13 protein-coding genes are annotated in these 23,344 nt (G+C 72.6%); 4 read left to right on the top strand and 9 right to left on the bottom strand.

Annotated elements, in window-relative coordinates; genetic code table 11:
• The first annotated feature begins 44 nt into the window (after window positions 1-44).
• Window positions 45-620, top strand: a complete 576-nt coding sequence (locus ABD954_RS10070) for a hypothetical protein (protein WP_345485550.1) — start codon at window positions 45-47, stop codon at window positions 618-620.
• A complete protein-coding gene (locus ABD954_RS10065; RefSeq protein ID WP_345485549.1) occupies window positions 617-1,597 on the top strand; it encodes a nucleotidyl transferase AbiEii/AbiGii toxin family protein in 981 nt (326 codons plus the stop codon). Before ABD954_RS10070 ends, ABD954_RS10065 begins: the two co-directional genes overlap by 4 nt.
• Here ABD954_RS10065 and thrS read toward each other — a convergent pair.
• Both thrS and ABD954_RS10055 read right to left on the bottom strand, forming a co-directional pair.
• Complete coding sequence (thrS, locus tag ABD954_RS10060; protein ID WP_345485548.1) at window positions 1,594-2,826, bottom strand: threonine--tRNA ligase; 1,233 nt, start codon at window positions 2,824-2,826, stop codon at window positions 1,594-1,596. The two genes, ABD954_RS10065 and thrS, sit on opposite strands and share 4 nt — an antisense overlap.
• 193 nt (window positions 2,827-3,019) lie before the next feature.
• Complete coding sequence (locus ABD954_RS10055) at window positions 3,020-4,042, bottom strand: DUF6817 domain-containing protein (protein WP_345485547.1); 1,023 nt, start codon at window positions 4,040-4,042, stop codon at window positions 3,020-3,022.
• Window positions 4,043-4,174: 132 nt separating this feature from the next.
• On the opposite strand from ABD954_RS10055, the gene ABD954_RS10050 reads away from it, so the two are divergent.
• Window positions 4,175-6,409, top strand: coding sequence for a HelD family protein (locus ABD954_RS10050; protein ID WP_345485546.1), 2,235 nt, complete (start codon window positions 4,175-4,177; stop codon window positions 6,407-6,409).
• On the opposite strand, the gene glgB is transcribed toward ABD954_RS10050, so the two are convergent.
• From glgB to ABD954_RS10030, 4 genes are all read right to left on the bottom strand, one after another.
• Window positions 6,396-8,684, bottom strand: a complete 2,289-nt coding sequence (gene glgB / locus ABD954_RS10045; RefSeq protein WP_345485545.1) for a 1,4-alpha-glucan branching enzyme — start codon at window positions 8,682-8,684, stop codon at window positions 6,396-6,398. The genes ABD954_RS10050 and glgB overlap by 14 nt on opposite strands.
• 274 nt (window positions 8,685-8,958) lie before the next feature.
• Entirely contained in the window at window positions 8,959-10,314 is a 1,356-nt protein-coding gene (locus ABD954_RS10040; RefSeq protein ID WP_345485544.1) for a maltokinase N-terminal cap-like domain-containing protein, read from the bottom strand.
• Window positions 10,315-10,558: 244 nt separating this feature from the next.
• Entirely contained in the window at window positions 10,559-12,253 is a 1,695-nt protein-coding gene (gene treS / locus ABD954_RS10035) for a maltose alpha-D-glucosyltransferase (protein ID WP_345485543.1), read from the bottom strand.
• The gene (locus tag ABD954_RS10030; RefSeq protein ID WP_345485542.1) at window positions 12,250-14,244 is read right to left on the bottom strand and encodes an alpha-1,4-glucan--maltose-1-phosphate maltosyltransferase; all 1,995 of its coding nucleotides are present in this window, start codon (window positions 14,242-14,244) and stop codon (window positions 12,250-12,252) included. Before ABD954_RS10030 ends, treS begins: the two co-directional genes overlap by 4 nt.
• Window positions 14,245-14,781: 537 nt before the next feature.
• Here ABD954_RS10030 and glgP point away from each other — a divergent pair.
• Window positions 14,782-17,337: an alpha-glucan family phosphorylase gene (glgP, locus tag ABD954_RS10025; protein ID WP_345485541.1), complete on the top strand. Its 2,556-nt coding sequence runs from the start codon at window positions 14,782-14,784 to the stop codon at window positions 17,335-17,337.
• A gap of 184 nt (window positions 17,338-17,521) precedes the next feature.
• On the opposite strand, the gene ABD954_RS10020 is transcribed toward glgP, so the two are convergent.
• The 3 genes from ABD954_RS10020 to ABD954_RS10010 all read right to left on the bottom strand — a co-directional run bounded on the left by ABD954_RS10020 (window position 17,522) and on the right by ABD954_RS10010 (window position 23,343).
• Entirely contained in the window at window positions 17,522-17,716 is a 195-nt protein-coding gene (locus ABD954_RS10020; protein ID WP_345485540.1) for a hypothetical protein, read from the bottom strand.
• 114 nt (window positions 17,717-17,830) lie between these two features.
• Entirely contained in the window at window positions 17,831-19,861 is a 2,031-nt protein-coding gene (locus ABD954_RS10015; protein ID WP_345485539.1) for a M4 family metallopeptidase, read from the bottom strand.
• Between the two features lie 464 nt (window positions 19,862-20,325).
• Window positions 20,326-23,343 (bottom strand): carbohydrate binding domain-containing protein, encoded by a 3,018-nt coding sequence (locus tag ABD954_RS10010; protein WP_345485538.1) that lies wholly within the window; start codon window positions 23,341-23,343, stop codon window positions 20,326-20,328.
• Window position 23,344: the final 1 nt, after the last annotated feature.

Here is a 23,344-nt window from a genome sequence, read left to right as displayed (position 1 = left end):
AACCCGGGTGAGCCGTCGACGGTCCGTCTGCCACACTCGCTCCGGTGTACGAGACGCATGTGACGGTCCGCTGCGGGACCGAGGGGGAGCGGGCCCGGCTCGACGGGTGGGCGGCGGAGCGGGGACTGAAGGTCACCACCATCGTCCTCGCCCGGGGCCGGATGCCCGTCCAGCCGATGCTGACCCTGCCCGACCGCACCGGCCACCCGGCGGTCGTGGCCGGGCTGCGGGCGGCCGGCTTCGAACCGGTGCGGGTCAAGGTCGAGACGGTGCCGTGGAGCGAGGAGCCCGCCGGCCCCGGCGGCGGCTACTACGAGCACCACCTGAAGCTGGCGCTGCCCGCCGCCCACGACCGCGCCGCGATCGAGGCCCTCGTCGTGCCGCACGGCGCGCACGTCTCGTGGAACGCCCGCCGGGTCCTGCCGGGCCCCGGCGGACGGCACGAGCGTTTCGTGACCCAGCGGCACCCGGGCCCCGCGGACGCGGCGGGCCGGGCCTGTGACGGGCTGCTCGCCGCGCTGCGTTCCGCCGGGTACGAGGTGGTCGCGGAGGAGAGGGAGTTCGTGCTCTGCGACAGCGACCTGTCCGTGGACGAGGGATGGCTGGAGGAGACCGCATGACGGAGAACCCCGCGGGGCCGGGCACCACCGGCGAGAGCCGCGCCGCGTACGTGAGCCGCGGGGAAGAGCTGCCCCGCACCCTGACCGCGGGCATCGGGGGCGCCGCCGTCCGGCACCGGGTCTTCGACCCCGCCCTCAAGCACTTCGACGAAGCGTTCCAGCCCACCGACGACGTCGTCGAGGACCCCGCGGTCCGCGCCCGCTGGCAGGCCGCCCGCCGCACGGCCCTCGACCTCGTGCTCGCGGCCGTCGCCGGGTCGTCGTGGGCGGACTCCCTGGTCCTGCGCGGCAGCATGCTGATGTCGGCCTGGTTCGGGGACGCCGCCCGCGCGCCCAAGGACATCGACTTCGTCGTCGTCCCCGACACCTGGCACATCGAGGAGCCCCGCACCCTCGCCCTCCTGGACGGCATCGCCGGGGCCGCCGAGCGGCTCGCCCGGGAACGGCCCGGCGACATCCGGTTGTCCGCCGGGGGCGCCGTGTCGGAGTACATCTGGACCTACGAGCGGGTGCCCGGCCGGCGCCTCGTCATCCCCTGGAGCGCCCCCGGTCTCCCCGGCGGCCAGGTCCAGCTCGACTTCGTCTTCAACGAGCGCCTCCCCGTCCCGCCCCGCCCGGCCGAGGTCGCCGGCGTGCGGCTGATGGCGGCGGACCGCGAGCTGTCCCTGGCCTGGAAGCTCATGTGGCTGAGCTGCGACATGTACCCCCAGGCCAAGGACCTCTACGACGCCGTCCTCCTCGCCGAGAGCTGCACGATGCCGCTCGGCCTCCTGGAGACGGTGCTGCGCGAGGCGGACGAGTGGCCGGGCCGCCCGAACGAGCCGCTGAACCCCGGCATGTTCGAGGAGGCCGCCCGTGAGGCCGACTGGGACGGCTTCCCGGCCGGCCACCCGGACACCGAGGCCGTACGACGAGACCTGACCGCCCGCCTGGTGACCGCGCTGGCCCCGCTCTTCCCGGAGGAAGCCGCGTCCTAGTCCCACAGCCCGGTCGAGCGCGCCGCCACCACCGCGCCCACCCGGTCGAGGAGTTCGGCGGCCGGCATCGGCGGGAGCCGGCGGCCGTCGCGCAGGCGGAGGGAGACCTCGTCGGCGGCGGCCTCCTTCGGGCCGATGACGGCCTGGTACGGGACGAGCCGGGAGGCGCGGATGCGGGCGCCCAGGGTGCCGCGGCCGGGGCCGGAGACCTCGGCGCGCAGGCCCCGTTCGGCGCACCGGCCGGCGAGGCGGTCGGCGGCCGGGGCGGCCTCGTCCGAGACGGGCAGGACGGCGAGCTGGACGGGGGCGAGCCAGGCGGGGAAGGCGCCGGCGTGGTGCTCGACGAGGTGCGCGACGGCGCGCTCCACGCTGCCGACGACCGAGCGGTGGACCATCACCGGACGGTGCCGTGCGCCGTCCGGGCCGATGTAGCGCAGGTCGAACCGCTCGGGCTGGTGGAAGTCGACCTGGACGGTGGAGAGGGTCGACTCGCGCCCGGCCGGGTCGGCGACCTGCACGTCGATCTTCGGCCCGTAGAACGCGGCCTCGCCCTCCGCCTCCTCGTAGTCGAGCCCGGAGGCGTCCAGGACCTCGCGCAGCAGGGCGGTGGACCGCTCCCACTTCTCGGGCGCGGCGACGTACTTGCCGCCCGGTCCGGGCAGCGAGAGGCGGTAGCGGGCGGGCTCGATGCCCATGGCCTCGTACGCCCGCCGGATCAGCTCCAGCGCCCCGGCGGCCTCCTCGGCGACCTGGTCGAGGGTGCAGAAGACATGGGCGTCGTTGAGCTGGATGGCCCGCACCCGGGTCAGCCCGCCGAGGACCCCGGACAGCTCGGAGCGGTACATGCCGCCCAACTCGGCCATTCTCAGCGGCAACTCCCGATGGCTGCGGGCGCGGGAGCGGAAGATCAGGGCGTGGTGCGGGCAGAGGCTGGGCCGCAGCACGAACTGCTCCCCGCCGACCTCCATCGGCGGGAACATGTCGTCGCCGTAGTGCGACCAGTGGCCGGAGATCTCGTACAGCTCGCGTTTGCCGAGCACCGGCGAGTACACGTGCCGGTATCCGGCCCGCCGCTCCGCCTCCCGTACGTACTCCTCGAGTGCGGCCCGTACGGCGGCCCCGTCGGGCAGCCAGTACGGCAGCCCGGCCCCGATCAGCGGATCGGTGTCGAACAGGTCCAGCTCCCGGCCGAGCCTGCGGTGGTCGACGACGTTTCCGGAGTCGTTCATGGTCACTCCTCGGGTGGGTGGGGGGAACGGCCCCGGACGCCGACACGACGAAGCCCCGGGGCGTTCGCCCCGGGGCTTCGGACAAGGACAGCTGTCAGCGCGCCGGGACACTCTCCGGCGTCGTCGTGAGGACGGCAGCGCGCTTCATGCCTCCGACGCTAGCAGCGGTCGCGGCCCCGGCGCCCGGCGTTTTCTACCGGCGCGGGACCAGCCGCACCCGCCGGGCCGGCAGCTCGACCCCGACGACCTCGACGGTCAGCTCCTCGCCCTCGGCGGGCAGCACACCGCCGAGCGCGTCCGCGTGGACCAGGCCCTCGATCCCGTCGGCGACGCAGACGAAGACGCCGAAGGGCACCACCTTGGTGACCGGACCGGTGACGACCCGCCCCGGCGCCTCCCGGGCGAACGCGGGCCACGGGTCCGGCAGCAGGGCCTTGCGGGACAGCGAGATCCGCTCCCGGTCGAGGTCGACGTCGACGACCTCGACCTCCAGCTCCTCGCCGACGGAGACGACGTCGGCGTAGTCCTCGTAGCGCTCCCAGGACAGTTCGGCGGCGTTGATCATCCCGTCGACACCGCCGAGATCGACGAAGACGCCCCACGGCTCGATGCGGGACACGGTCCCGGTGTGGACCGCACCGCGCCGCAGCCGGCGCAGGAAGGCCCGGCGCTCGTCGACCGTCATCGACAGCAGCCCCCGTACGTCCGCGTACGCCGCCTCGCCCAGGAGCGGCCGCCACCGGGTGAACAGCCGCAGCAGCGGAGTCCGGTACCGCTGCCGGAACACCGCGTTCACGGCCAGCACGTCCAGCTCGTTCGCCGCCGTCAGTTCCGCGAAATCCGCCCGCTGCCGGGCCGTCGGCACGAACTCCTCGCCCGTGAAACGGTCGCGGAAGAGCCCGTCCCCGGCCGCCAGGCCCGGGTAGGAGAAATCCCGGTCGCAGCTCGCGTAGAAGTACACCAGCTCCTCGGCCGCCGGGCCGACCGCCGCCGCCAGGTCCGCTCGCCGCTCCAGGGGCAGCAGGCTCTCGGCGAAGCCGTCGGTGCCGTAGAAGGCGTGGCACAGGCCCGCCAGCCGGAGGTCGTCCCGGGCGCCCCAGGCGGCGAGCCGGGCCTCGACCCGGTCGAGGTGGGACAGGAGGGTGCCGCCCGGGTGGTCGATCGTGTCGGCGCCGCGGGCGCGGAGCAGCTCGTGGGCTGCCGAAGGACTCGTCATGGCGCACAAAAATACCCCGGCCTAGAATTGACAGGCGGGGTAATTCAGCGACTATATTGGTTGGCTCTGTGTGCGCGAGGTGAACCGCGCTCACATATTCAATAAACGCACTGTATCGCGGCGGGAGTCGAATTGTCAACCGAAGAATTTCGGAACGAGCAGAAATTCATCACCGAGCTCTACGCCCGACTCGACGCCCTCAGGGACCAGGCCGAGGCCGGCGTCGCGGCCGCCCTCGCCACGCCCGGCGCGGGCAGCGCCCAGGCCCGCCTGGAGCGGGACGTGCTCGTCGCCGAACAGTCCGGACTGCTCGCCGCCCTCGATGCCGGCGAGAGCGGACTCTGCTTCGGCCGGCTCGTCTTCCAGGACGGCCGCGACCACCACATCGGCCGCCTCGGCATCCGCGAGGACGACGCCCACCGCACCCCGCTCGTCGTCGACTGGCGCGCCGACATCGCCCGCCCCTTCTACCTCGCCACCGGCTACGAGCCGATGGGCCTGCGGCGCAGGCGCCACCTCACCACCCGGGGCCGTGAGGTCGTCTCCCTCCACGACGAGGTCCTCGACCTGGCCGACGCCACCCGCACCGGCCACGAGAACCGCGACGCCGACGAGGTGCTCCTCGCCGCCCTCGACGCCGCCCGAACCGGCCGCATGCACGACATCGTGCAGACCATCCAGGCCGAGCAGGACGCCATCATCCGCTCCCCGCACGGCGGCGTCCTCGTCGTCGAGGGCGGACCCGGCACCGGCAAGACCGCCGTCGCCCTGCACCGCGCCGCCTACCTGCTCTACGCCCACCGCGAGCAGCTCGCCAGGCGGGCCGTGCTCATCGTCGGCCCCAACCCCGCCTTCCTCGGCTACATCGGCAACGTCCTGCCCTCCCTCGGCGAGACCGGTGTCCTGCTCGCCACCCCCGGTGAGCTCTTCCCCGGCGTCCGCGCCACCGGCACCGACACCCCCCGCGCGGCCGCCGTCAAGGGCTCCGCCGCCATGGCCGACGCGCTCGCGAACGCCGTACGGGACCGCCAGCAGGTGCCCGAGCGCGGCGCGCCGCTGATCGTCCCGCACGACGACGGCGACCTCGTCATCGACTGGGACATGGCCCTCGAAGCCCGCCACCGGGCCCGCGAGACCTTCCTGCCGCACAACCTGGCCCGCCCCTACTTCGTCTTCGCGATCCTCGACGCGCTCGCCGAACAGCTCGCCGACCGCATCGGCGCCGACCCCTACGGCGGACCCAACTTCCTCGGCCCCGACGACCGTGCCCTGCTCGCCAAGGGCGTCGCCGCCAACCCCGAGGTGCACCGCGCCCTCGACACCCTCTGGCCGCCCCTCACCCCGCAGGAGTTCCTCGCCGACTACCTCGCCGAACCCACCCACCTCGACGAGGAGGACGCCGCCGCCATCCGCCGGGACGGCGGACCGTGGACGCCCGCCGACGTCCCGCTGCTCGACGAGGCCGCCGAACTCCTCGGCGAGGACGACGCCGCAGCCCGCGCCGCCGAGGAGGCCGAGCGGCAGAAGCGGATCCAGTACGCGCAGGGCGTCCTCGACGTCTCCTACGCCTCGCGCACCTACGAGTTCGAGGACAAGGAGGAGCTCGACAAGGACGCCTCCGAGGTGCTGTCCGCACACGACATCATCGACGCCGAACGCTTCGCCGAACGGCACGAGGAGGCCGACCACCGCAGCGCCGCCGAACGCGCCGCCGCCGACCGCACCTGGGCGTTCGGGCACATCATCGTCGACGAGGCGCAGGAGCTGTCCGCGATGCTGTGGCGCCTCCTGATGCGCCGCAGCCCCACCCGCTCCATGACCCTGGTCGGCGACCCGGCGCAGACCGGCGACCCGGCGGGCGTCGGCGCCTGGGAGGAGATCCTCGCGCCGTACGTGGAGGACCGCTGGCAGCTCGTACGGCTCGGCGTCAACTACCGCACGCCCGCCGAGATCATGGCGGTCGCCGCCGCCGTGCGCCGCGAGGCCGACCCGGACTTCGAGCCGCCGAGCTCGGTGCGGTCCACGGGCGTCGAGCCCTGGGACCGCACCGTCGAGGACCCGGTGAAGGAGACCGCCGACGCGGTGGCGGCCGAGGCACGGCCCGAGGGCAGGCTCGCCGTCATCGCACCCGAGGCCCTGCACCCCGCCCTGATCGCGGCCCTTCCCGACGCCTCGTACGGCCCCGCGCCCGACCTGACGAGCCCGGTCGTCCTGCTCGACCCGCGCCAGGCCAAGGGCCTGGAGTTCGACACCGTCCTGGTCGTCGACCCCGACGGCATCCGGGCCGGCGCCGCGCACGGGACCAACGACCTGTACGTGGCACTGACCCGGGCCACCCAGCGCCTGGGCGTGATCAGGCCGGCCTGAGCCAGACCGTCGCCAGCGGCGGCAGCGTCATCCGTACGCTCGCCGGACGGCCGTGCCACGGCACCGACTCGGTCTTCAGCGGGTCGGTGCCCACCACGCCGCTGCCGCCGTAGCGGGCCGCGTCCGTGTTCAGCACCTCCGCCCAGGCGGCGAAGGCGTCCGGCACGCCGATCCGGTAGTCCGCCCGCACCACCGGCGAGAAGTTGCACACCACCAGGAGCGGGGAGCCGGCCGCGTCGAAGCGCAGGAAGGCGAAGACGTTGTCCTCGGCCGCGTCGCCCGCGACCCACTGGAAGCCCTCGGGCGAGGTGTCCCGCTCCCACAGCGACGGCGTCGCCGTGTACACCGTGTTCAGGTCCCGCACCAGGTCCCGTACGCCCCGGTGGTCACCGGCCGAGTGGTACGTCTCGTCCATCAGCCACCACTCGGGGCCGTGCTCCGCCGACCACTCCGCGCCCTGTGCGAACTCCTGCCCCATGAAGAGCAGCTGCTTGCCCGGGTGGGCCCACATGAAGCCCAGGTACGCGCGGTGGTTGGCGCGCCGCTGCCACCAGTCGCCCGGCATCTTCGACACCAGGGCGCGCTTGCCGTGCACGACCTCGTCGTGGGAGATCGGCAGGATGTAGTTCTCGCTGTACGCGTACACCATCGAGAAGGTCATCTCGTGGTGGTGGTACTTGCGGTGCACCGGGTCCTTCTCGACGTAGCCGAGGGAGTCGTGCATCCAGCCCATGTTCCACTTCATGCCGAAGCCGAGGCCGCCGAAGCCGCCCGGACCCACCTGGTCGGTCGGCCGGGTCACGCCGTCCCAGGCGGTGGACTCCTCGGCGAAGGTGATGACGCCGGGGCAGCGCTTGTACACCGTGGCGTTCATCTCCTGGAGGAAGGCCACCGCGTCCAGGTTCTCGCGGCCGCCGAACTCGTTCGGCAGCCACTCCCCGTGCTCGCGCGAGTAGTCCAGGTAGAGCATGGAGGCGACCGCGTCCACCCGCAGGCCGTCGAGGTGGAACTGCTCGCACCAGTACACCGCGTTGGCGACGAGGAAGTTCCGCACCTCCTTGCGGCCGTAGTCGAACTCCAGCGTGCCCCAGTCCGGGTGGGCCGAACGGCGCGGGTCCTCGTGCTCGTACAGCGGGCGCCCGTCGAACTCGGCGAGGGCCCAGTCGTCGCGCGGGAAGTGCGCCGGCACCCAGTCCATCAGGACGCCGATGCCGGCCCGGTGCAGCGCGTCGACGAGGAAGCGGAAGTCGTCCGGGGTGCCCAGGCGGGCCGTCGGCGCGTAGAAACCGGTGACCTGGTAGCCCCAGGAGCCGTGGAAGGGGTGCTCGGCGACGGCCATGAACTCCACGTGCGTGAAGCCGAGGTCGGCGACGTACGCGGGCAGCTGCTCGGCGAGCTGCCGGTACGTGAGGCCGGGCCGCCAGGACGGCAGGTGGACCTCGTAGACCGACAGCGGCGCCTCGTGGTGGGGCCGCGCCCCGCGCCGGGCCATCCACTCCTCGTCCTGCCACTCGTGGTGGTCGGCGGTCACGATCGAGGCGGTGTTCGGCGGGCACTCGGTGCGGCGGGCCATCGGGTCGGCGCGCAGGGTGTGCGAGCCGTCCGGGCGGGCGATGTCGAACTTGTAGACCGCCCCCTCGCCGATGCCCGGCACGAACAGCTCCCACACGCCCGTCGAACCGAGCGAGCGCATCGGCAGGGCGGTGCCGTCCCAGTACGTCCAGTCGCCGGTGACCCGCACGCCGCGGGCGTTCGGCGCCCACACCGTGAAGCGGGTGCCGGTGACGCCCTGGTGGGTCATCACCCGCGCCCCGAGCGCCGTCCACAGCTCCTCGTGGCGGCCCTCGCCGATCAGGTGCAGATCGAGCTCGCCGAGGGCGGGCAGGAAGCGGTACGGGTCGACGACCGCGAGCTCGTCGCCGTCGTAGCGGACCCGGAGCTCGTACTCCGGGACCTTGCGCAGGAGCGGGAGCACACCGGTGAACAGGCCGTCGCCCTCGTCGTGCAGCGCGTACCGCTTCCCCTTGGCCAGGACGGTGACCTCCCGGGCCCACGGGCGCAGCACCCGCACCGCGATCCCGCCCCGTACCGGGTGGGCGCCGAGCAGCGCGTGCGGGTCGTGGTGCTCACCGGCGAGCAGCCGCGCCCGTTCCCCCGCGTCGAGCGGTGGCGCCTTCCGTACGGCGGCCCGGTCCTGGCCGTCCGGCTTGGCCTCGGCCCGGGGTGCGGGCGTCTTCGGCTTGCGGGCTGTCTTGCCTGCGGATCGGGCGGTCACCGGGATGCCTCCTGGAAAGGGAAAGGGGAAGGGGGAACAGGGGGAACAGGGGGATGGAGCGGGGGAGTGGCACGGGGGAGGTGGAGCGGGAGTCGCGCTTCCCACGCAAGCGCAACGCGGCGCGTTCCGCTCGGGACACTCCGCCGAACGGGCCCCGTCCCTTCCCCCGCAGGCAGGACCCGCCCCGAACGGGGGCGGGGTGCGCCGAACGGGTGACCGGCCCTCCGGCCGGTTCCGGGACGGTCGCCCAGGCGGGCTCCCGCGGCAGCGTGGGTCACTCCGCCCCCGCCCCCGCCAGGCGTTCGATCGCCGCCATCGGCACCGGGAGCCAGTCGGGGCGGTGGCGGGCCTCGTAGACGACCTCGTAGACCGCCTTGTCCGTCTCGTAGGCCCGCAGCAGCGCCGGATGGTCGCGGGGGTCCGTGCCGGAGGCCTCCGCGTAGCCGGTGCAGTAGGCGGCGCGGCAGCGGGCCGCCCACTCCGCGTTCCAGGGGCGGTGCGTGCGGGCCGCGTAGTCGAAGGAGCGGAGCATGCCGGCGATGTCGCGGACCGGCGGCTGTGCGCTGCGGCGCTCGTCCAGCGGCTTGGCGGGCTCGCCCTCGAAGTCGATCACCGCCCAGGCCCCGTCGGAGCCCCGCAGCGTCTGCCCGAGGTGCAGGTCGCCGTGGATGCGCTGGAGCCGGCCCGAGCCGAGGGAGTCGCCGGCCGCCGCGAAGACGGCCCGCAGCCCCGGCACGTACGGCAGCAGCGCGGGCACGGCCTGGGCGGCGCTGTGCAGCCGGGCGTCCATCGCCGCAGCCAGGTGCTCGGCCCGGTCGCGCGGCAGCCGCTCGGTGGGCAGGGCGGTGGCCAGGGCGAGGTGGACCTCCGCCGTGGCGCGGCCCAGCGCGTGCGCCTCCCGGGTGAACTCGCGCCCGTCGGCGAGCGCGTCGAGGGCGAGGCGCCAGCCGTCGCGCGAGTCGCGCAGATAGGGCTGCAGCACCCCGAGCGTCGCCGTGCCCGTCTCGAACCAGGCGACCGGGGCCGGCACCCGGGCACAGCCGGCCCGGGCGAGGGCCAGCGGCAGCTCCAGGTCCGGGTTGGCGCCCGGACTGACCCGCCGGAAGATCTTGAGGATGAACGAATCTCCGTAGACCAGGGAGGAGTTGGACTGCTCGGCGTCCAGGACCCTGGGGGCGAGCGCGGGCGGCAGCGGCGCGGTGGTGTGGAAGCGCAGCGGCCCGGTCCGGCCGGGGCTGCGCAGCCTTTCGTAGAGCAGCCCGGCGAGCCGTGGGTCGCGCAGGGCCTCGTAGACCGCCCGTCCGGCGAGCGGACCCTGGCGGATCCGGCCGATCAGCGCGGGGGCGAGGCGGGGCGGCAACTGGCTCCGCACGCCCAGGAGCACCTGGTAGCAGTCGGCGGGCGTCCCGGCCGGCCGGCCGGGTTGCTCCACCCGTACGAGCAGGTGGAGGAGACCGGGTCCGGTGCCGTCCAGCGGCAGCAGCTCGGTGGCCGCGTCCAGGGTGAACCCGGTGACCCGGCGGCCCTTGCCGGCGAACCAGCGCTGCCGTGGCAGCCAGGTGTGCAGCAAGGGCGTGAGCGACGGTAGGAGGGCATCCGGGGCCCGGGTGGTGGATGCGGTCTCCGGCATGGCATCGCGTCCTTTCCCCGGGGTGCGCAAGGGGTGTTCGTAAGTGTTCAAATGCGCAGAGTGTCCCGGATGGCGGCTTCGGCTGTCCGGCTGTGCGGGACGTGTCGAGGGGGAAGATCCGTATGGGCCCGACAAGAAGGCCCGTATGGACCTGAAGCACAGGGAGTGAGCGTTGTGTCACACAGTGCCCATGGTGGGGCGGGGGAAACCGCCCCACACGGGACAGAACTGAATCGACGGTACTTCAGGACTGCTTGAGGCGGAACCAGTAGAAGCCGTGTCCGGCGAGGGTCAGCAGGTACGGCCACTGTCCGATCGGCGGGAACTCCACCCCGCCGATCAGTTCCACCGGCTTCGCCCCGTCGAAACGGCGCAGGTCCAGCTCCGTCGGCTGGGCGAAGCGGGAGAAGTTGTTCACGCACAGCACCAGGTCGTCGGCGGACTCGCGCAGGAAGGCCAGCACCGCCGGGTTGGACGAGGGCAGTTCGGTGTACGTGCCGAGCCCGAAGGCCCGGTTCTGCTTCCGGATCTCGATCATCCGCTTTGTCCAGTGCAGCAGCGAGGACGGCGAGGCCATGCCCGCCTCGACGTTGGTCACCTGGTAGCCGTGCACCGGGTCCATGATGGCCGGCAGGTACAGCCGCCCCGGATCGCAGGACGAGAAGCCCGCGTTGCGGTCCGGGGTCCACTGCATCGGGGTGCGCACCCCGTCCCGGTCGCCCAGCCAGATGTTGTCGCCCATGCCGATCTCGTCGCCGTAGTACAGCACCGGCGAGCCCGGCAGGGAGAACAGCAGGGCGGTGAACAGCTCCATCTGCTTGCGGTCGTTGTCGAGGAGCGGGGCGAGCCGCCGCCGGATGCCGATGTTGGCCCGCATTCGCGGGTCCTTGGCGTACTCGGCGTACATGTAGTCGCGCTCTTCGTCCGTGACCATCTCGAGGGTGAGCTCGTCGTGGTTGCGCAGGAAGATGCCCCACTGGCAGCCGGAGGGGATCTCCGGGGTCTTCGCCAGGATCTCGGAGACCGGGTAGCGGGACTCGCGCCGCACGGCCATGAAGATCCGCGGCATCACCGGGAAGTGGAAGGCCATGTGGCACTCGTCGCCGCCCGAGCGGAAGTCGCCGAAGTAGTCGACCACGTCCTCCGGCCACTGGTTGGCCTCGGCGAGCAGCACCGTGTCCGGGTAGTGGTCGTCGATCTCCTTGCGGACCCGCTTGAGGAAGGCGTGGGTCGCGGGCAGGTTCTCGCAGTTGGTGCCCTCCTGCTGGTACAGGTACGGCACCGCGTCGAGCCGGAAGCCGTCGATGCCGAGGTCCAGCCAGAAGCGCAGCGCGGACAGGATCTCCTCCTGGACCGCCGGGTTCTCGTAGTTGAGGTCCGGCTGGTGGGAGAAGAAGCGGTGCCAGTAGTACTGCTTGCGGACCGGGTCGAAGGTCCAGTTGGAGGTCTCGGTGTCGACGAAGATGATCCGGGCGTCCGCGAACTGCTTGTCGTCGTCCGCCCAGACGTAGTAGTCCCCGTACGGGCCGTCCGGGTCGGAACGCGACTGCTGGAACCACGGGTGGGCGTCACTGGTGTGGTTCATGACGAAGTCGATGATCACGCGCATCCCGCGGGCGTGGGCCGCGTCCACGAACTCCACGAAGTCGGCCAGGTCGCCGAACTCGGGCAGCACGGAGGTGTAGTCGGCGACGTCGTAGCCGCCGTCCCGCAGCGGGGAGTTGAAGAACGGCGGCAGCCAGAGGCAGTCCACGCCCAGCCACTGGAGGTAGTCCAGGCGGGACGTGATGCCCTTCAGGTCGCCGACTCCGTCGCCGTTGCTGTCCTGGAAGGAGCGGACCAGGACCTCGTAGAAGACCGCCCGCTTGAACCACTCGGGATCGCGGTCCTTGGCGGGGGTGTCCTCGAAGGTGTCGGGGACGGGCTCGTTGACAGTCATGATGTGGGTGACCCTCCGGTCTGCGGGGACGGTCGCAGGACGAGTACGTGTGCGGGCGTGACACCCGGCTCGAGACGCACGTAATTGGCCCTGCCCCAGTGATAGGTCTCGCCGGTGAGCTCGTCGCGCACCGGCACGGTCTCGTGCCAGGCGAGGCCGAGTTCCGGCATGTTCAACGAGACCGTGGCCTCCTGGGTGTGGTGGGGGTCGAGGTTGGCGACCACCAGGACGGTGTTCGGCCCCGAACGCTTGCTGTACGCGATGACGGCGTCGTTGTCGGCCTGGTGGAAGGTCAGGTTCCGCAGCCGGCGCAGGGCCGGGTGGCGGCGCCTGATCCGGTTCAGCGTGGCGATCAGCGGCGCGATCGACGCCCCCGAACGCTCCGCCGACTCCCAGTCGCGGGGCCGCAGTTGGTACTTCTCCGAGTCCAGGTACTCCTCGCTGCCGTCCCGCAGCGGGGTGTTCTCGCACAGCTCGTACCCCGCGTACACGCCCCAGGTGGGCGAGAGGGTCGCGGCGAGCACCGCCCGCACCTCGAACGCGGGGCGGCCACCGTGCTGGAGGTAGGCGGGCAGGATGTCCGGCGTGTTCACGAAGAGGTTCGGACGCATGTACGCGGCCGTCTCCCCGGAGAGCTCCGTCAGGTACTCGGTGATCTCCGCCTTGGTGTTGCGCCAGGTGAAGTACGTGTACGACTGCTGGAAGCCGACCGCCCCCAGGGTGTGCATCATCGCGGGCCGGGTGAACGCCTCCGCCAGGAAGATCACGTCCGGGTCGGCGCGGTTGATCTCCCCGATCACCCGCTCCCAGAAGACCACCGGCTTGGTGTGCGGGTTGTCCACCCGGAAGATCCGCACCCCGTGGTCCATCCAGTGCCGCAGCACCCGGACCGTCTCCGCGACGATCCCGTCCATGTTGTCGGCGGCCTTGTCGAAGGCGATCGGATAGATGTCCTGGTACTTCTTCGGCGGGTTCTCGGCGTACGCGATCGAGCCGTCCGGGCGGCGGGCGAACCACTCCGGGTGCTTGTCCACCCACGGGTGGTCCGGCGAGCACTGCAGCGCGAAGTCCAGGGCGATCTCCAGGCGCAGCTCGCGCGCCCGGGCCACGAAGGCGTCGAAGTCCTCGATCGTGCCGAGGTCCGGGTGGACGGCGTCGTGACCGCCCTCCGGCGAGCCGATCGCCCACGGCACGCCCACGTCCTCGGGGCTCGCCGACAGCGAGTTGTTCGGGCCCTTGCGGTGGGTGACGCCGATCGGGTGGATCGGCGGCAGGTACACCACGTCGAAACCCATCGCGGCGATGGCCGGCAGCCGCTCGGCCGCCGTGCGGAACGTGCCCGGCACCGTCCGGCCCCGCACCTTCCGTACGCCCTCCGAACGCGGGAAGAACTCGTACCAGGAACCGAAGAGGGCCCGCTCCCGCTCCACCCGCAGCGGCAACTTGGGCGAGGCGGTGACCAGTTCCCGCAGCGGATGGCGCTGAAGGGCATCGAGGACCCGCGGTGCGAGCGCCGCCGCGAGCCGTACCGCGGCCGGGCGGGACTCGTCGCGCAGCGTGTCCGCCACGGCGAGCACCGCCTCACGGCCGCCGCCCTTCTTCGGCACGCCCTTCGCCGCCCGCTCGTGCAGCTCGGCGCCCTCGGCGAGGACCAGCTCGGAATCGATCCCCGCCGGAATCTTGATCTTCGCGACATGCCGCCAGGTCGTCAGCGGATCGCTCCACGCCTCGACCTGATACGTCCACAGCCCCTCGGCGTCGGGGGTGATCTCGGCCCCCCACCGGTCGGTGCCCGGCGCCAGCTCGCGCATCGGGATCCAGGGACCGGACCGGCCCGACGGGCCGCGCAGCACGACGTTGGCGGCGACCGCGTCGTGCCCCTCCCGGAAGACGGTGGCCGTGACCTCGAAGGTCTCACCCACCACCGCCTTCGCGGGACGGCGGCCACAGTCGACCAGCGGGCGGACGTCCATAACGGGAATACGTCCCATGAGCGGATTCACGGCATCACCTGACGGTTCACGAGGGTGCGGGTGGTGTGCGCTCTTTCTAGCTCCGTCGACGGCCCACGGGTCGCGGGCATCGCCGCTGCTGTGCGCGTTCACTCGGATGGCGGGTCTGAAGACGGTCCGGAGGGGTACGGAGAGGAGCCTTCCCCCGGAATTCGGGTGGGCAATCCGGCGCTTTGTTAACTACTAGGGCGTAGCCGCCGCCACAAGAACGCGTCCTGGACAAGAAACCGGCCCCGTCCTCGTGGGACGCCGGCGCTTCCCCCTCCCGGCCGGTCCGTGGACCCGGTGCCGGACGTCCCCCGTATGGCCCTGTCGTGGCGGTGCCTCAGACCGCCCCGCCGCCCGCTCCGTTCGGCCGCACCCCTCGGGAAGGGGCTCACCCACGGGCGCCCCGCCGCCCCCGTACGCGCCGTGGCGGGCCCCGCCGCCGGTCCCCTAGGCTCGCGGGACGACAGCGGCGGCGGCACAGCGTGGTGCTTCCGCTCCGGTCCGTCACGGCCTGCGAAGGTGGAACACGTGAAGGCAATCCGTCGATTCACCGTGCGTCCCGTCCTCCCCGACACCCTTCGACCCCTCGCCGACCTGGCGCGCAACCTGCGCTGGTCCTGGCACGAACCCACCCGCGAACTCTTCGAGACCGTCGATCCCGAGGTGCTGCGCGCCGCCGACGGCGACCCCGTCCGCGCGCTCGGCTCCATCGGCGCCGGGCGGCTCGCCGCGCTCGCCGCCGACCAGGACTTCCTGGCCCGGCTGCGGGAGGCGGCCGAGGACCTCGACCGCTATCTGACCGAACCCCGCTGGTACCAGCGGCAGCCCGGCGAGCAGCCCGCCGCCATCGCCTACTTCTCGCCCGAGTTCGGCGTCACCGCCGCCCTGCCGCAGTACTCCGGCGGCCTCGGCATCCTCGCCGGCGACCACCTCAAGGCGGCCAGTGACCTCGGCGTCCCGCTCATCGGCGTCGGACTGCTCTACCGCCACGGCTACTTCCGCCAGTCCCTCTCCCGCGACGGCTGGCAGCAGGAGCACTATCCGGTGCTCGACCCCGGCGAACTGCCCGTCGCCCTGCTCCGCGAGCCCGACGGCAGCCCCGCCCGGGTCACCCTCGCCCTGCCCGGCGGGCGCAGCCTGCACGCCCACATCTGGACCGCCCAGGTGGGCCGGGTGCCGCTGCTGATGCTCGACTCCGACGTCGAGGAGAACGCCCCCGGCGAACGCGAGGTCACCGACCGGCTCTACGGCGGCGGCAGCGAGCACCGGCTCCTCCAGGAGATGCTGCTCGGCATCGGCGGCGTCCGCGCCGTGCGGACGTACACCCGGCTCACCGGCACGCCGGCGCCCGAGGTCTTCCACACCAACGAGGGCCACGCCGGCTTCCTCGGCCTCGAACGCATCCGCGAACTGGGCGGCACGGGACTCGACTTCGACGCCGCCCTGGAACTCGTGCGGGCCGGCACCGTGTTCACCACCCACACTCCCGTGGCCGCCGGCATCGACCGCTTCGACCGGGCCCTGGTCGCCCGCCACCTCGGCGAGGACGGCGCCCTGCCCGGCGTCGACACCGGCCGGATCCTCGCCCTCGGCGACGAGACCGCGCTCGGCGGCGAGCCCGGCGTCTTCAACATGGCCGCCATGGGTCTGCGGCTCGCCCGCCGCGCCAACGGCGTGTCCACCCTCCACGGGGAGGTCAGCCGCGCCATGTTCGCCGGCCTGTGGCCGGGCTTCGACCCCGAGGAACTGCCCCTCACCTCGATCACCAACGGCGTCCACGCCCCGACCTGGACGGCCCCCGAGGTCGCCCGGCTGGGCCCCGACGCCGACGACCGGGAGCTGTGGGAGCTGCGGCGCACCCTGCGGGAACGGCTCGTCAAGGACGTGCGGCACCGGGTGCGGGAATCCTGGCGGCAGCGGGGCGCGGCGGCCGCCGAACTCGGCTGGACCGACACCGTCCTCGACCCCGACGTGCTCACCATCGGCTTCGCCCGCCGGGTCCCCTCGTACAAGCGGCTGACGCTGATGCTGCGCGACAAGGACCGGCTGCGCGCCCTGCTGCTGCACCCCGAGCGGCCCGTGCAACTGGTCGTCGCGGGTAAGGCGCACCCCCGGGACGACGGCGGCAAGAAGCTGGTGCGGGAGCTGGTCCGGTTCGCCGACGACCCGCGGGTGCGCCACCGGATCGTCTTCCTGCCCGACTACGGGATGGGCATGGCCCGCGGGCTCTACCCCGGCTGCGACGTCTGGCTGAACAACCCGCTGCGGCCGCTGGAGGCCTGCGGGACGAGCGGGATGAAGGCCGCCCTCAACGGCTGCCTCAACCTGTCCGTCCTGGACGGCTGGTGGGACGAGTGGTTCGAGCCGGACTTCGGCTGGGCCATCCCGACCGCCGACGGCGCCGCGGCCCTCGACGAGGACCGCAGGGACGACCTGGAGGCCGCCGCGCTGTACGAGCTGATCGAGCACCGGGTCGCGCCCCGCTTCTACGACCGGGGCCCCGACGGGGTGCCGGCCGGCTGGACGGCGATGGTCCGGCGCACCCTCACCGACCTCGGCCCGAAGGTGCTCGCCGACCGGATGGTCCGGGAGTACGTGGAGCGGCTGTACGCCCCCGCCGCCGCGGACCGGCGGGCGCTCGGCCCGGACGAGGCCCGCGCGCTGGCCGCCTGGAAGGCCCGGGTGCGGGCGGCCTGGCCGAAGGTGTCCGTGGATCACGTGGAGGTCGGCGACGACCTGGAGGAGGCGGACGCGGAGCTGGGGGCGACCCCGGCCGTCCGGGTCCGGGTGGCGCTGGGCGAACTCGGCCCCGAGGACGTCGAGGTGCAGGCCGTGACCGGCCGGGTGGACGCCGACGACCGGCTCATGGACGCGCGGACCAGTGTCCTGAAGCCGGCCGGCGGCCCCGACCTGGAGGGCCGCATCCCCTACGCGGGCGCCCTGTCCCTGGACCGCACCGGCCCCTTCGGCTGCACGGTCCGCGTCCTGCCCGCCCACCCGTCCCTCGCCCACCCGGCGGAACTCGGCCTGGTGGCACTGCCGGCGGAGACGACGGGGGAGGGCGCGGGCCTGCTCATGCGCTGAGCCCGCGCGGACCGGCCCGGGGGCCGGGGCACGCGGGTGAGGGCACCCCCGGGGCCCCGCGCACCCCGAGACCCGGGGAGTCCTCGGGGGCCGGGGCGCCGTGTCGCGGCAGCGGGACTCACGACCGGTCGTGCGCACGGTGGCCGGGTCCCGCACGGCGGACGGTGCGCAGGGCGCCGCGGGCTCAGGGCAGCCGTGCCTTGTCCGCCAGCCGTCCGTCGGTGTAGCAGAGGCGGTACACCGGGATCGCCGCCAGCATCGTCGAGCGGTAGTACGCGCACTCGTCCATGCCGGGCGGCTCGGCCGGGACGCGGTGCGGGCGGCCGTCGAGGGGGCGGTCGGGGAGCAGGGGGGCGACGTGGGCGCGGCTCCCGCCCACCTGGATGCGGGCGTAGTCCTCCGGCTCCGGATAGGCCGGCCTACGGCGGTCCCGTACGACGACGACGGTCCCCGGGGTGCGCGCACCCCGGGGACCGTCGTTCTGCTGCGGGTCTTACGGGAAGGTCAGCTTGAAGCTGTTGATGTAGCCGGTGTCGATCGAGGCCTTGTCCTGGACGCGGAGCTTCCAGGTGCCGTTGGCGACCTCGGTGGAGGCGTTGACCGTGTAGGTCTGGGAGATGTTGTCGGCGCTGCCGCCGGAGCGGTTGTGCAGGTTGTAGACCGAGCCGTCGGGGGCGATCAGGTCGACGACGAGGTCACCCTTGTAGGTGTGGACGATGTCCACGCCGACGGCGAGGTTGCTGGGCGCGTTGCCGGTGACGCCGGAGACGGTCACGGAGGAGGTCACCGCGGCGCCGTTGTCCGGGATGGACACGTCGGCGTCGTTGGTGAAGACCTTGCCGGTGCCCGGGTCGCCGCCGCCGGGGCGGGAGCCGACGTTGATGGCGGCCCAGGCGTGCTCGACCGCCTTCACCTCGGCGCTGCCCGCGCCGTACAGCTCGGTCGCCACCGCGACGGTGCCCGTGCGGGCGCCGGCGTAGTTGGTGTTGGAGTTGAACTTGGTGGTGAGCGCCTTGAACCAGATCAGCGATGCCTTGTCCCGGCCGATGCCGGTGACGGGCAGGCCGTCGGAGGTCGGCGAGTCGTAGGTGACGCCGTTGACGGTCTTCGTGCCGCTGCCCTCGGAGAGCAGGTAGTACCAGTGGTTCGCCGGGCCCGAGGAGTAGTGGACGTCGATCGAGCCGATGCCGGAGTACCAGTAGTCCTTGGACGAGCCGTCCTTGCTGGGCTTGTCCATGTAGCGCAGCGGGGTGCCGTTGCCGCGGATGTCGATCTTCTCGCCGACCAGGTAGTCGCCCTGGTCCTGGGAGTTGTTGGCGTAGAACTCGACGGCCGCCGCGAAGATGTCGGAGGTCGCCTCGTTGAGGCCGCCGGACTCGCCGCTGTAGACCAGGCCCGCCGTGTTGGACGTGAGGCCGTGCGTCATCTCGTGCGCGGCCACGTCGATGGAGGTGAGCGGCTTGGCGTTGTTGGCGCCGTCGCCGTAGGTCATGCAGAAGCAGGAGTCGGACCAGAAGGCGTTGACGTACGCGTTGCCGTAGTGGACCCGGGAGTACGCGCCGACGCCGTCGCCGCGGATGCCGCTGCGGCCGTGCACGTTCTTGTAGTAGTCCCAGGTGAGCGCGGCGCCGTAGTGGGCGTCGGCGCCGGCGGTCTCCAGGTTCGACGGCTGACCGTTGCCCCAGACGTCGGTGCTGTTGGTGAACAGCGTACCGGTGCCGGAGGTGCCGCGGTTGAGGTTGTACGTCTTGTGGTTGCCGCGGGTCGTGTCCGTGAGCGTGTACGACGGGGCGGTGCCGAGGGTGACCTGGCCGCTGTACTGGGTGTTGCCGGTGCCGGTGTGGACACCTTCCCACTCGTACAGCTTCGCGCCGGTCTTCGCGTCGGTGACGACGTGCAGCTCGCTCGGGGTCCCGTCGTGCTGGATGCCGCCGACGACCGTCTCGTAGGCGAGGACGGGGGTGCCCTGGGCGGCCCACACGACCTTGCGCGGGGCGCGCTCGGCCTTGGTCTCCTTGGAGCCCTCCGCCTTCGCGAGGCCGACGGCCTGCTTCTCGGCGGCGGCCGGCGCGATGGTCGCCGCGGCGGTGTCCACCCGGGCGAGGTCGGCGCGGGTGGCCTTGGCGACGGAGGTGGTGGCTCCGGCCTTGGTCTCGGCGACGATCAGGTCACCGCCGAGGACCGGCAGGCCCGCGAAGGTGCGCTCGTAGCGCGTGTGGGTCGTGCCGTCGCGGTCCTGGACGACGTCGCGGACGACCAGCTTCTCCTGGGCGCCGAGGCCGAGCTGCTTCGCCGTGGCGGCGGTGTCCGCCTGGGCGGCGCGGATCAGCGCGGTGCGCTGGGCCGGGGAGAGGTCGGCCGGCAGCTTGCCCGGGTTCGCCTGGGCGGCGGCCTGGGCCTTGGGGGCGACGGTCGAGGCGCCGTCGGCCGTGGCGGTGCCGGTCTGGACGGTCACGGCGACCATGGCGGCGGCGGCGATCAGAGCGCCGGTCGCGGTGGCGCGGCGGCTGGGCGTGGATCTCACGCAGACTCCTTTTGCGAGGGGGGTACCGGAGGGCTGGGTCGGCCGCCCGGGCGGAGCAAGCAGAGCTGTGGAGCACGTACGGGTGAACACGTACGAGTGATGCGGTGAACATCGATGCGAAGAGCCGGGGAGAGACTGGCAGTTGCGGACCCTGGCTGTCAGGACCGCGTCAACAAGTTGGCCGGAAATCGTCCGCTGTCCGAAGGGGGGTGTTCGTTAAGCGGACGTTTCGCCGACCGGGGCCGCGATGCCGTCCGGGTTCCCCGAAGGCCGGATTCGAAGAGCGTCTCCCGGCTCGGGCCGAAGCCCTCGGGCGCGGGCGCGGAGGCGGGCGGAGGGGACGGACCGGCCGACCGGATCGCGTCGCCCCGTGGCTCGTTCCGTTCCCTCCGCCCGCCGTCCGAGATCCCCCCGGACCCGCCCTCCGTGTCACCGACCGGTCCGCCCGCCCGGCCGCCCGTGCATCACCTCAGGTACGGGCCGTCGACGCCGATCTTCCCGGGCCCGCCGAGCACGTAGACCCGCAGGTTGCCCTTGCCGGGCGCCGCGACGGTCAGGCTGCCGTTCGTGACCGTCCTGCGGTCACCGGTGACCGCGTCCACGTACGTGCCGTTCGGGATGCCGCCGAAGGTGGCGCCGCCGCTGACCGTGACCAGGGCGAAGCTGTCGGTTCCGCCGTCGGTGTAGCGGCGCTTGAAGGCCATGCCCCCGCTGACGCCCTCCGTCGCGTACTGGCCCGACTGCAGGGCCGGAACCGCGCGGCGGATCTCGTTCAGCCGCTGGAGGTGCTTGACCAGGGGCTTGTCCAGGGTCGCCGCCACCGCGCCGCTCGCGAAGGCCACCTTCGAGAAGCCGGCCGCCGTGACCTGGCCGGCCAGGTGGTCCCCGAAGTAGGCGCGGCCGGTCGTGGCCAGCGGACAGCTCGGCCCGCAGTCGATCTTCTTCCCGGCCTGGAACTCGATCTCCGAGCCGTAGTAAAGGGTCGGGATCCCACGGAAGGTCCACATCAGCGACATGTTCTCGGCCCACGCGTCGGTGCCGCCCGCGTAGCGCTCGCCGCTCTTGTTGGGGCCGTAGTCGTGGCTGTCCACGTAGACCACGTTGTACGTGGCGTCGTTGACGCTGTCGTCGGAGTCCTTGCCGTTCCAGAAGGCGTTCTGCGCGTCGCCGAAGTTCATGTGCATGCGCATGTCGATGATGTGCATGCCGGAGGAGCGCGAGTGGTCGGGCGCGTGGTAGGCGTTGCCCCGCAGGAAGACGTTGTCGCTGGTGGGCTGGCCGGACGGGCCGAGCTGCTGCTCGTGGGCGTACATCTCCAGGCTCGCCTTCGCGTCGTCGGCGTCGTACTCCTTGCGCTCCTTCCACGTGTAGAACTGCGCCGAGTGGTTGACCGAGCCGCGGTTCCACTTGTCGTTGACGAAGGCGGCGACCTCGCCGAAGACGAAGAAGTTCCGGGCCGCGTCGGCGCCGTGGCGCTGCGCCACCCGCTCCTGGATGGCGGGCAGGAAGCGCCGGTTCCAGGTGGTGCGCGGGATGTGCACGGCGGTGTCCACGCGGAAGCCGTCCACGCCCATGTCGATGTACTTGTTGTACGCCCCGATCAGATGGTTCTGCACCGGGGCGCTCTCGGTGTCGAAGTCCGCGAGGTCCTCGTGCAGCCAGCAGGAACGGGAGTCCTCGCCCTCCCAGTTGCCGATCCAGCACGGGTGGTAGAGCGCCTTCGGGAACATGCCGGAGGTCGGCGAGGGCCACTGGCAGTTGTAGAGCGTGTAGCCCTCGGGGCTCTTGCCGCCGGTGGGCTTCCCCCAGTTCAGACAGGTGTTGCCGGCCGGCTCGGCGGTGGACCACAGGTCGCCGTTGTAGTACGACTTGCCGCTCCTGGCGTCCACGGTCAGGCCGTCGTACTCGAAGCCGGCCTGCCGTTCGTCGTAGTACCAGCTCCACTGGGAGTCGCGCACGCCGTAGACGGTCGGCGTGAACAGGCCCTTGGCGCCCCAGCGGGAGGAGTGGTTGTAGACCACGTCCTGGTAGATCTTCATGCCCTTGGCGTGGGCGGCGTCGATGAGGTCCTGGTACGAGGCGCCCGCCGACTCCAGACGCGGGTCGACCCGGTAGAAGTCCCAGCCGTGGTAGCCGTGGTAGTCGTAGTCCGAGCGGTTGAGCACCACCGGGGTGATCCACACGGCGGAGAAGCCGAGCGCCTTGATGTAGTCGAGCCGCTCGACCAGGCCCTTGAAGTCGCCCCGGAACATGGGGTCGCCGTTCGCCGCGTTGCCGGACTTCACGTGCTGGCTGCCGCCCCGGTTGCCGGCGGGGTCGCCGTCGTGGAAGCGGGCGGTGAGGACGAAGTAGATCGGGTCCTTGCGCGGGTCGGTGCCCAGCGGCTTCCCCGGCGCCGGCGCGGCGGGCTTCGCGCCGGTGGTGGCCCCGGCGGGGGCGGAGGCGGCGGAGACGTTCCCGGCCGCGTCCACGGCCCGCACGGTGTAGCTGTACGTGGTGTGCTCGGCCAGGCCGGTGTCGGTGTGGACGGTCGAGCCGACGCTGGTGACGACGCTGCCGCCGCTGCCGCCGGTGCGGGTCACCTGGTAGCCGGTGACGCCCGAGTCGTCGGTGGACGGCTGCCACCCCAGGACGACGGAGACGCCGTCGGCCTTCGCGGTGAGCCCGGCCGGTGCGGTGGGGGCCGTGGTGTCGGGCGGGGCGGCCGCGCACGGGTCCTGGGCGTTCGGGGTGACCGTCCGGTTCCGCACCGTGCTGGTGCCCGCCGGCAGGGTGTAGTCGGCGCCGTTGTTGTTGTCCCAGGTGCCGTTGCCGTTGTTGAAGGCGGCCTTCAGGGAGGCGGCCGCACCGAGGGGGACGGTCTGCTTCCACCAGCCGGCGCACGCGGCCCGCATGCCGATGCCGGGGACGGTGGTCCAGGCGCCGCCGGCCGGCGCGTAGTGCAGGTTCGCCGTCGACCAGCCGAGCGCCTCGGTCGAGTAGTAGACGGTGGCGGAGTCAGGGGCGGGGGAGGGCGTACCGGAACCGGCGCAGGGGTCGGAGTGGGCGACGACCCCGTCCTTGACGGTGATGTTCCCCGTGCCGAGGGCGTAGTCCGCGCCGCCGTTGTTGTCCCAGGTGCCGTCGCCGTCGTTGAACGTGGCCCGCAGGCCGCTCGCGGAGCCCAGGTCGACGGTCTTCTTGACCCAGTCGGTGCAGGCGGGCTCCATGGCGGTGCCGGGCACGGTGGTCCAGGAGCCGCCGTCGGGGGCGTAGTGGAGGTGGTACGAGGACCAGTTCCTGGTCTTCGTGGAGTAGAAGACGGTCGCGGTGGTGCCGGCCGTCGTCGCGGCCGTCGTCCCGGTTCGCGCGTCGGCCGTCGTCCCGGCCGTCGCGGACGCCGGGCCCGGCGGGCTCAGCAGCGTGCAGGTGACGGCGGCGACGGCGGCGACGGCGCCGACGGCCGGGAGCCGTGGCAGCTGTCGGGTGGGGCCTCGTTCCATG

This window comes from Streptomyces roseoviridis, from assembly GCF_039535235.1.
Classification (GTDB): Bacteria; Actinomycetota; Actinomycetes; order Streptomycetales; family Streptomycetaceae; genus Streptomyces; species Streptomyces roseoviridis.
This window is presented reverse-complemented; position numbering and strand designations above follow the sequence as displayed.